This window comes from Pseudomonas baltica (genome assembly GCF_031880315.1).
In the GTDB taxonomy this organism is placed as follows: Bacteria; Pseudomonadota; Gammaproteobacteria; order Pseudomonadales; family Pseudomonadaceae; genus Aquipseudomonas.
The window spans coordinates 5,033,607-5,043,984 of sequence record NZ_CP134771.1 but is presented as its reverse complement, the minus strand read 5'-3'; the positions used below and the strand labels follow the sequence as shown (position 1 = coordinate 5,043,984).

9 protein-coding genes are annotated in these 10,378 nt (G+C 63.2%); 3 read left to right on the top strand and 6 right to left on the bottom strand.

Annotated elements, in window-relative coordinates; translation table 11 throughout:
* The first annotated feature begins 42 nt into the window (after positions 1-42).
* From REH34_RS22725 to REH34_RS22715, 3 genes are all read left to right on the top strand, one after another.
* The gene (locus REH34_RS22725) at positions 43-1,017 is read left to right on the top strand and encodes a nitronate monooxygenase (protein WP_311969233.1); all 975 of its coding nucleotides are present in this window, start codon (positions 43-45) and stop codon (positions 1,015-1,017) included.
* On the top strand, positions 1,008-1,994 hold the full coding sequence (locus tag REH34_RS22720; protein WP_311969232.1) for an alpha/beta hydrolase: 987 nt from the start codon (positions 1,008-1,010) through the stop codon (positions 1,992-1,994). The genes REH34_RS22725 and REH34_RS22720 overlap by 10 nt, the downstream gene beginning before the upstream one ends.
* Before the next feature lie 156 nt (positions 1,995-2,150).
* A complete protein-coding gene (locus REH34_RS22715; RefSeq protein ID WP_311969231.1) occupies positions 2,151-3,002 on the top strand; it encodes a DUF6282 family protein in 852 nt (283 codons plus the stop codon).
* A 960-nt stretch (positions 3,003-3,962) separates the two neighbouring features.
* Here the strand turns inward: REH34_RS22715 and REH34_RS22710 are convergent.
* The 6 genes from REH34_RS22710 to REH34_RS22685 form a co-directional block, all read right to left on the bottom strand.
* Positions 3,963-4,985: an ABC transporter permease gene (locus REH34_RS22710; RefSeq protein WP_226503487.1), complete on the bottom strand. Its 1,023-nt coding sequence runs from the start codon at positions 4,983-4,985 to the stop codon at positions 3,963-3,965.
* A 127-nt stretch (positions 4,986-5,112) separates the two neighbouring features.
* The gene (locus REH34_RS22705) at positions 5,113-6,678 is read right to left on the bottom strand and encodes a sugar ABC transporter ATP-binding protein (RefSeq protein ID WP_409373160.1); all 1,566 of its coding nucleotides are present in this window, start codon (positions 6,676-6,678) and stop codon (positions 5,113-5,115) included.
* Positions 6,679-6,767: 89 nt separating this feature from the next.
* Positions 6,768-7,706 (bottom strand): sugar ABC transporter substrate-binding protein, encoded by a 939-nt coding sequence (locus REH34_RS22700; protein ID WP_226503486.1) that lies wholly within the window; start codon positions 7,704-7,706, stop codon positions 6,768-6,770.
* 106 nt (positions 7,707-7,812) lie between these two features.
* On the bottom strand, positions 7,813-7,974 hold the full coding sequence (locus REH34_RS22695; RefSeq protein WP_226503485.1) for a hypothetical protein: 162 nt from the start codon (positions 7,972-7,974) through the stop codon (positions 7,813-7,815).
* A gap of 102 nt (positions 7,975-8,076) precedes the next feature.
* The gene (locus REH34_RS22690; RefSeq protein ID WP_311969230.1) at positions 8,077-9,123 is read right to left on the bottom strand and encodes a Gfo/Idh/MocA family oxidoreductase; all 1,047 of its coding nucleotides are present in this window, start codon (positions 9,121-9,123) and stop codon (positions 8,077-8,079) included.
* A 200-nt stretch (positions 9,124-9,323) separates the two neighbouring features.
* Positions 9,324-10,349: a Gfo/Idh/MocA family oxidoreductase gene (locus REH34_RS22685; RefSeq protein WP_311969229.1), complete on the bottom strand. Its 1,026-nt coding sequence runs from the start codon at positions 10,347-10,349 to the stop codon at positions 9,324-9,326.
* Positions 10,350-10,378: the final 29 nt, after the last annotated feature.

Below are 10,378 nucleotides of genomic sequence, written 5' to 3'. Positions count from 1 at the left end.
CGCCTGATGGGGCGCTGATGCCCGCAATGGAGCCTGTACCCGATGAGTACCCTCGATTCCAAACTGTGCCGACTGTTCAACATCCCCCACCCCGTTGTGCTCGCGCCCATGGGCGCAGTGTCTGGTGCGCGCCTGGCTACGGCGGTATCACAAGCGGGCGGGCTGGGGCTGATCGGCGCCAGCTACGGCGACCCGACCTGGATGAAAACCGAGCTGGAGCAGATGCGTGAAGTCATCCAGCCCTGGGGTGTCGGCCTGGTGATGTTCACCGTAGCCAAGAACATGGCCCTGCTTGATCTGGCGCTGGAGTACCAGCCCCATGTGGTCGCCTTGTCGTTCGGCGACGCGCGGCCCTTCGTCGCGCCGATCAAGGACGCCGGCGCCTTGGTGGTGGTGCAGGTGCACGACGTCGATCAGGCCCTTGCCGCGCTCGATGCCGGCGCCGACGCCTTGATCGTGCAAGGCGCCGAGGCCGGCGGTCACAGCCTGCGCCGTGCCAGCCTGCCGTTGATTCCGGCGGTGCGTGACGCGGTCGGTGAGCAGGCGGTGTTGATTGCCGCCGGTGGTATCGCCGACGGTCGCGGCATGGCCGCCGCGCTGCTCCTGGGCGCCGACGGGGTGATGATGGGCACGCGCTTGCTGGCCAGCGACGAAGCCCTGCCCTCCACCGGGCTCAAGCAACGAGTGGTGCACGGGATCGCCAGCGATACCGTGCGCACCCGCGGCTTCGATCAGATCCGCGGCATCGACTGGCCGGAGCACTACAGCGGCCGCGCCCTGGCCAATCAGTTCACTGAACGCTGGCTGGGCCGAGAGCATCTGCTGAGCAGTGCGGCCTCCAGCGTCGCCTACGACTATGCGCAAGCGCTACGCGTCGACAACCTCGATGTGCGGGCGATCTGGGCCGGCGAGGTCGTGGACCTGGTCAACGATATTCTCCCGGCAGGGCAACTGGTCGAGCAGATCGTCGCGGCGGCCCGGAGCGCGCTGCAACAAGGAGCGCGGCTATGCCTATGAAGCCTTTCGCTGAACCGGCGGCGAGTGGTCGCGGCCGCATTGAATCGAGCGTTGTTGCCTCGATCGGCGCACAGGCCGGTGGCACGGTGTCAGGCGCCAGCGACATCAGCTTCGTCAGCCACGGCCATGGCCCCGCCCTGGCCGTGGTCATGGCGCCGGTCATGCCGTATTGGGACGAGGGGCAGTTTTTCGCGCCCCTGACCGAGCGGCTGGTGGCGCTTGGGTATCGCGTGATGATCTTCGACAGCCTGTCACTGCAACCGGCGCCTGAAGATCTGCCGACCTTTGCCGATGCCTGGCGGCGGATTCTCCAGGGGCTTGGGCCAATCCAGCTACTGGCCGGCAGCGCCCTGGGCGGCGCGGTGGTGCAGAGCCTGCTGGCCAGCCGCTGGGCCGCATCGATACCGGCGACCTTGCTGATCAGCGCGCCGACCCAGGCTGATTCACAGCTGGATGAGCGGCTGGGGTATATGGCGCAATTGGCCGCCGCTGGCGAGCTGACCGAGGCCCTGCGCTGGCTGGAGCACTGGGTGACGGCAGACGCGGGTGCCAACGCAACGATCGCCCCATCCGCAGGCAACTCTGTAGCGAGCGGGCTTGCCCCCGACGGCCCCTCTCTCGCCCACCGCCCAGCGCAGCCCCGGACTGTCGGGGGCGAGCCTGCTCGCGACTGGGATGACGCACGGCCCAGGCCCACGGCGGATGCGCTGGCGTGTGAACGGCTCGAACGCGGCTTTGGCCTGCTCGAACGACTCGATGTACGCGATGCCGTACACGCCTATCCCGGCAAACTCCTGAGCCTCTACGGCGAACAATCGCATCTGGTACGCGCCAGCAACATCAGCTTCCCGCGCACCACCCGACACCTCGCCGCCAGCATCCCCGGCAGCGGCATGCGCCCGCATATCGAACACCCGGCACGGGTCTGGGCGTGGGTGCAGGAACATCTGCGCCTGACCGCACAAAGCGCGTCATGAACAGACTATGCGCCAGCCGCACCGACCTCTTCGCGAGCACGCTTCGCTCCCACAGGTGTACGACTCAGGGCCGCTGCGCACTGTGGGAGCACGGGTGCGCGTTCGGCGGCGAAGAGGCTCGCCCAATCGACATCAACTTCCAGACAGGCCCTCACCATGAACATCACCCACGCAACCTTCATCGACGTCCACTACCACGCCGGCCCCGATGCCTACCTGCGCCGCCACAGCGCCACCGCTGTCGGCGAGCATTACCGCGAGCACAACGGCTGGGTCGTACTCAAGAATCACCTCGGCTGCACTGCCGCCCAGGCCTGGGAAGCCCGCGCCCGCGGCCTGCCGGTGTCCGGCTCGGTGGTGCTCAACGAAATCGCCGGCGGCCTCGATACCCGCGTGGTCGAACGCTCGCTGTGCCAGCACGATGCCGACCTGCGCTTTATCGTGCACCTGCCCACCGTCACCGGGCGCCAGCACAGTAGCCGCCTGGCCCGCACCCTTAGCCACCCGATCCTCGGCCAGCGGCCGATCCAGCCGTTGACCGTCAGCGACACCAGCGGCCAGCTCACCGCCGCCACCCTCGATCTGCTGCGCATGAGCCGTGACTACCCATTGGTGATTTCCACCGGGCATGCCAACGGGCCTGAGGTGTTACGGCTGGTAGAAGCGGCGGATCGCCTTGGGGTGCCACGCTTGATGCTCAACCAACCGGCCAACCCTATGACCGGGCTCGACGCCAAAGCGCTGCAAGCCTTGGGGGATTTGCCGTTCCTGTACATCGAGCAGACCGCCCTCACCTATCTGCTGGGCTATCAACCGGCCGACGATTTCGCTGCGGTGCTGGGGGAGTTGCCGCGAGTGCTGTACAGCTCGGACCTGGGCCAGACCAGCCAGCCTGACCTGCCTGAGTGGCTGAGCCTAAGCGAGCAGTGGATGGCGGGCTTCAACCTCAGCGCCGGGCGTGTCGATGACATCACCCGGCGTTGGCCACTACAGATGTTGAGTGTGTGAGCTGACTTAAATCTTGCGCTGTGGCTACCGACCCTTTCGCGGGCAAGCCTTGCTCCCACAGGTGTACGGCTCGAGATCGACTTGCACTGTGGGAGTGTGTGAGCTGACTGAAATCTTGCGCTGTGGCGGCCGGCCCTTTCGCGGGCGAGCCTTGCTCCCACAGGTGTACGGCTCGAGATCGACTTGCACTGTGGGAGTGTGTGAGCTGACTGAAGTCTTGCGCTGTGGCGACCGACGCTTTCGCGGGCAAGCCTTGCTCCCACAGGTGTACGGCTCGAGACCGACTTGCACTGTGGGAGTGTGTGAGCTGACTGAAATCTTGCGCTGTGGCGACCGGCGCTTTCGCGGGCAAGCCTTGCTCCCACAGGTGTACGGCTCGAGACCGACTTGCACTGTGGGAGTGTGTGAGCTGACTGAAATCTTGCGCTGTGGCGACCGGCCCTTTCGCGGGCGAGCCTTGCTCCCACAGGTGTACGGCTCAAGACCGACTTGCACTGTGGGAGTGTGTGAGCTGACTGAAATCTTGCGCTGTGGCTACCGGCCCCTTCGCGGGCAAGCCTTGCTCCCACAGGTGTACGGCTCGAGACCGACTTGCACTGTGGGAGTGTGTGAGCTGACTGAAGTCTTGCGCTGTGGCTACCGGCGCTTTCGCGGGCAAGCCTTGCTCCCACAGGTGTACGGCTCGAGATCGACTTGCACTGTGGGAGTGTGTGAGCTGACTGAAGTCTTGCGCTGTGGCAACCGACCCTTTCGCGGGCAAGCCTTGCTCCCACAGGTGTACGGCTCGAGATCGACTTGCACTGTGGGAGTGTGTGAGCTGACTGAAATCTTGCGCTGTGGCAACCGGCGCTTTCGCGGGCAAGCCTTGCTCCCACAGGTGTACGGCTCGAGACTGTGGGAGCAAGGCTTGCCCGCGAAGACGGTGGTCGATGCACCACCTGCAATGGGCTGCAACCCGCTTCAGCGTTTCAACTTGCGCTTGTTGCGATACTGGTCGATCACCACTGCGATCACGATGATCAAGCCCTTGATGATGTCCTGGATATAGGCATCGACGCCCACGAACGTAAAGCCGCTGGCCATGACCCCAAGGATCAGTGCGCCGATCACCGTGCCGCTGATCCGGCCCACGCCACCTACCAGGCTGGTACCGCCGATCACCGTGGCGGCGATGGCGTCCAGCTCGTAGGACACGCCCATGCCGGCCTGACCCGTCGCGGCACGTGCCGACGCCACGACCCCGGCCAATCCGGCCAGCAAGCCGGCGATGCTGTAGACGATGATCAAATGGCGCTTGACGTTGATCCCCGAGGTACGCGCCGCCGCCATGTTGCCGCCGATGGCGTAGGTGTACTTGCCGTACTTGGTATAGCGCAGGGCGATATGAAAGATCACCGCCACTACCAGAAAGATGATCACCGGCATGGCCCCACGGCCGATGGCAGTGTAAGAATCAGTCAGCATGCTGATCGGTTGGCCCTCGGTGTAGAAACGCGCCAGGCCACGGGCCGACACCATCATGCCGAGGGTGGCGATAAAGGGCGGAATCCCGGTCATGGCGATGATGCTGCCGTTGATCGCTCCGGCCAGCAAGCCGACCCCGAGCCCGGCGATCACCGGCACATAGACAGGCATGTCGGTCAGCGACGGGAACACCGCGCGGGTGAAATCAGAACTCTGCGCCAGGCTCGCCGCGACCATCGCCGACAGCGCCAGCACTGAGCCGGAGGACAAATCGATACCGGTGGTGATGATCACCTGGGTCACGCCGATGGCAATCAGGCCGATGATCGATACCTGCAGGATCATCAGCACCAGGCGCTGGCTGTTCAACAGGAAACTCTGGTCGCGCACTATCCAGCCGAACGCTTCGAAGATCAGCGCGATGCCGATCAGCACCAGGAAGATACTCAGCTCGGTGGGCATGCGCCGCCGCGAACGGGTCGGCGCCGTGGCCGGTTTGTTTTCCACGATTGTGTTCATAGCCACTCACCTCTTCTTGTTCTGACGCGGGCCGGTGGCCCGGGTGGTGTTGCGGCGCGGCGCTCAGGGAGCCGCGCGGTATCGAAATTTCGCGGGCAGAGCCCGCTCCCACAGGGGACCGACCGGATCAATGCACAGCGATACCCGAAGCGAGCTGCATGACCCGCTCCTGGGTAGCGTCGGCGCGATCGAGGATGCCCATCTGTTCGCCCTCGTGCATGACCATGACCCGGTCGCTCATGCCCAGCACCTCAGGCAGCTCGGAAGAAATCATGATCACTGCCATGCCCTCGCTGGCCAAAAAGGCGATCAGGCGATAGATCTCGGCCTTGGCGCCGACGTCGATGCCACGGGTCGGCTCGTCAAGAATCAGGATGCGCGGATTGGTCATCAGCCAGCGCGCCAATAGCGCCTTCTGCTGGTTGCCGCCGGACAGGGTGTCGATGCACTGCTCCAGCGACGGGGTCTTGACCCGCAGCTTGCGGCACATGTCTTCACACAGCACGCGCAGGGCTTTCTGGTGAACGAAACCGTTGCCCACGTAGTGCGGCAGCACCGCCATTTCCATGTTCTCGAGCACCGACAGGCAACCGAACAGGCCGGTCAGCTTGCGGTCTTCGGTGAGCAGCGCGAAGCCCTTCTCGATGGCCATGTGCGGATCGGTGACGCGCAGCGGTTGGTCGTCCAGGGTGATCTCGCCGCCGGTGCTCGGGGTGATGCCGAACAGCGCTTCGGCGACATTGGTACGGCCCGAGCCCATCAGCCCGGCGATACCGAGGATCTCGCCGGCGTGCAGGTCGAAGGAGACTTTCTCGAACACCCCGTCGAGGCTCAGGTCGCGCACGGTCAGCAGGCGTTTGCCGATCGGCGTTTCACGCACCGGGAACAACGTGCTCAGTTCGCGGCCGACCATCATCGAAATCAGCGTGTCGTCATTCAGCGTGTCGGCCTTGTGCAAGCCGATGTACTGGCCGTCGCGGAACACCGCGACTTCATCGGCGATGGCGAACACTTCCTTCATTTTGTGGGTGATGTAGATGATGCCTTTGCCCTGGGACTTGAGGTCCTGGATGATCGAGAACAGGTGCTCGACTTCGGTCTCGGTGATGGCCGAAGTCGGCTCGTCCATGATCAGGATGTCGGAGTCGTAGGACACCGCCTTGGCGATCTCGACCATCTGCCGTTCGGCAATGCTGAGGTTGCCCACTTGTTCTTCCGGGTCAAGGCGGATACGCAGGCGCCCCAGCAGATCGGCGGTGGCGCGGTGCATGGCGCGGTGGTCGACCATGTGCAGGCCATTGAGCTGCTCGCGGCCGATCCAGATGTTCTCGGCGATGGTCATGTGCGGCATCAGGTTGAGTTCCTGATGGATCATCGCGATCCCGGCCTGCAATGCGGCCAAAGGCGTGGCAAAGCTCACGGGCTTGCCGCGCAGGAACAGCTCGCCGGCGTCGGGTTGATAGATGCCGGCGATGATTTTCATCAGCGTCGACTTGCCCGCGCCGTTCTCGCCCATCAACGCCAGCACCGAGCCTGGGCGGACGCGCAACTGCACGTCGGACAAGGCGATGACGCCTGGGAAGCCTTTGCTGATGTGGGTGATTTCCAGCAAATAGGGCGACGCTTGGGGATCCGTTGCGCCAGTCGGCAGTGCTTGCGCGGTGGGCATTGCGAGGTTGGCTTGGGCAAACATGACAGGCTCTCCATCTTCAGGGTGGCCGCGTCAGGCGCGAGCCACCATGGGCACAGGTTCGAATCGCTAAGCGCGAAGCCCTGAGCGTTTTATTTGAAGGTCGCGACGTTTTCCGGGGTGATCAGGCGGTATGGGATGACGGTCGCCGCCGGATAGTCTTCTTTCTTGACCATCTTCACCGCGACATCCACCGCGCCTTCGGCCTGGCCCTTGGCGTCCTGGAATACCGAGGCGGCCATCTGCTTCTTCTCGATGGCGTTCAAGCCGTCGGGGGTGCCGTCGACGCCGGTGACGAACACGCTGCCTTCCTTGACGCCGGCTTGTTTGAGCGCCATGGCGGCACCAATGGCCATCTCGTCGTTGTTGGAAACCACCGCGTTGAATTCCTTGCCCTGGGTCAACCAGTCGTTGGTCAGGGTCATGCCTTTGTCACGCAGCCAGATCCCGGTCTGCTCCTGGATGACCTTGATGTCGGGATACTTGGCGAATATCTCCTTGACCCCTTTGGTCCGATTGGTCGTGGCGTTATTGGCCAGGTCGCCCAACAGGATCACCACATTGCCTTTGCCGTTCAGCTTGTCCGCGACGAACTGGCCCTGCAGATGGCCGGCTTCGATTTCGTCGGAAACCACCGTGGCCACGCCTTTGGGCAGCGGCTTGTCGCCGTCCGGCTTGCGGTTCACGTAGACCAGCGGAATACCGGCTTTTTCGGCAGTCTTGGTGATGTTGGCCGTCGCAGCGGTGTCGACCGGATTGACGATGATGGCGTCGACCTTGTTACTGATCAGCTCCTGCACCTGGTCGAACTGCTTGTTGACGTCGGCACGGCCGTCGACGAACTGCAGGCTGACTTTTTCAGTGGTGATGGACTTGGCGCGTTTATCCATGAACTCGCGCAGGTAGGTCAGCCAGGTGTCGTCGAACTGCGACATGGCCACGCCGATCTTGATGTCGGCAAAAGCGCTGGCGCTGGCCACCGAGAGGGACAGAGACAAGGCAAGTGAAGCTAAGAGGTGTGGAGTCTTCATGAGCGAGCGGTTCCTTGTTTTTCTTGTAGGTGCTTTTCTTGAAGGTGCGTTCTTGAAGGTGCGTCCTTGAAACAGCTTTTCCAGAGGCAGCTGGACAGCGTCGCGGTCAGTGCAAACGCACGATGGGGGCACCGGGAATGCACAGCACCAGCGCGCCATTGCGTTCGATACCTTTGGGATGGAAAGCGACATCGAGCAGACGGGCACAGGCCTTGGCCAGTGTTTTCAGAAGAGGTGCGGCGTGACGCGCAGTGCGGAGCATGTTCATGACGGTACCTGTTTATTTGTTGGTTTTATTGTGAGGATCGGCAACCTTGGAACGACTCTATTAGAAAATAATTTCCATATCAACCTGTTTTAGAATTTTATTCTAAATTTTTTCTGCGCTGCCATCGTCGGTCAATTTCACCACCTGACGGCGCTCTGAGCTCAGTCGCGCGGCGTCCAATACGCGCACTGTCAGCAGGGCTTCGTCCAGTGCTACGGGCAGTTCGCGGCCTTCTTTGATGGCCTCGACCACCTGCCCATAGAACTGCGGCCAGTTGCCGTGCTCGCTGCGCACTTTCTCCCGTTCGGCGCCGCGTTCGAACCAGCCCCAGCGTCGATGCTCTTCGACGCCCCAGCGCTCGCCTTCGCTGCGCGGTGAGCGGCCGGCCAGGGTCGCTTCTTCCTGGCCATCGAGGCCCTCGACACAATAAGTGCCGTTACTGCCAGTCACGCGAAAACGCCGTGGCTCGGCGTCCTGCAATTTGTTGCCATAGAGGTGGCTGACCACCCCACTGCGATGGCGCAAGGCCACGAAAAAACCATAATCCACGTCAGGGGCCTGTGGACTGTAGTACAGCTCGCCGTACACCGTTTCGACCGCGCCGAACAGTTGCAGGGCCTGGTCCACCAGATGGCTGCCGAGGTCGAGCAACACCCCGCCGGCGCTGGTGTCGCCCAGGGACTGTGGCGAGTAGCGCTCGAAGCGTGATTCAAAATGGCTGACGGTGCCCAGGGTGCCCTCGGCGATCAGTTTGCGTACGGTGAGAAAGTCCGAATCCCAGCGCCGATTCTGATACACGGTGAAGGGCGCACCGCCGCTGTGCGCGGCGGCGATCAAGGCGCTGGCCTCGGTGGCGTTGAAGGCGAAGGGCTTGTCGCTGACGACGGCGATGCCGTGATCGAAAGCCTCCTGGATCAGGGCGGCACGACCGGGTAACGGCGTGCAGATCACCAGTAGATCGACGCCGGCTTCGACCAGTTGGCCGATGCTGTCGAACGCCGGCACGCCGGGGTGATCAGCGCTGAGTTGCTGGCGGCGCTCGTCGGAACGAGTCACCACGCCCACCAGCTTGGCGTCGGCCAGGCTGGTGAGCAGGGGAGCATGAAAGAAACGGCCACCAAAGCCGTAGCCAACCAGTCCGATGCGCATAAGAGGATCCTTTAGATAGCGACTGTGTACGCGAAATCGCGCTTGGCTCTTGCGGCAGAGCTGCATCGGCCATTGTCTTCGCGGGCAAGCCTTGCGCCCACAGGCGCACGACTCTGCAACTGCCCTGTGGGAGCAAGGCTTGCCCGCGAAGAGGTCCGCACAGGCAACGCACCTCTTGCAGCAATGAAAGCAATATTGGCTCAGTTATAAAACGACGGCCGCGCAGGCAGGCCCAGTTCGACGATCGCGCCGCTCTGCTGCGCCGCCACGCAGGCATCGGCCGCCACCGCCGCCGCAAAACCATCCCACGCCGACGGGCCGTTGATGTGCCCGGCGCGCACGCCATCGATAAAGGCCTGCAACTCGACGTCATAGGCGGCGATAAAGCGGTCCTTCCAGTCCATCAGAATCGCGTTGGACAGCTTCGCCTCGCTGCGCAACTGCACCTGCGACGGCTCCGGCAGCCGCGCGATACCGGTCTCCCCCACCACTTCGCATTGAATGTCGTAGCCGTACTGGCAGTTGACGAATACCTCGACGTCGATGCGCGTGCCCTTGACCGTCTCGATCAGCACGATCTGCGGGTCTTTGAGATGGGCGAAGGCTTTGCTGGTCTTGCGCGGGAACACCACCTGCACGGATTTGTAGTCATCGGCCAACAGCCAGCGCAGCACGTCGAGTTCGTGAATCAGCGTGTCGGTGATCGCCATGTCGGTCTTGTACTGCTCCGGCACGGTGGGGTTGCGGTGCGCGCAGTGGAGCATCAGCGGTTCGCCGATCTGGCCGCTGTCGATGACCCGTTTGAGCGCGCGGTAGCCTTCGTCATAAGGACGCATGAAGCCCACCTGGACCAGGCGTTTGCCATAGGCGATCTCGGCATCGACGATGTGCCGGCAGCCCTCGGCGGTCACTGCCAGCGGCTTCTCGCAGAACACCGGCTTGCCCGCCGCGATGGCGGCCAGCACGAACTCTTCGTGGGTCGGGCCCCAGGACGTGACCAGGATCGCCTCGACTTCCGGCGCATTGATGACCGCGTGGCCATCGGCATACACCTCGGCGGCAATGCCCAGCTCGGCCACGACCTTGGCGGCGTGCTCCAGGTTGATATCGGTGACCGCCACCACCGTGCTATTGATCAAGGCGTGGCTGCAGCGACGGATATGGTCACGACCGATGGCGCCGGTACCGATGACGCCCAGTTTTAGCGGTGTAGAAGAGGTAGCCATGTGAAGCCTCCAGATTGTTTTTGTTGGTC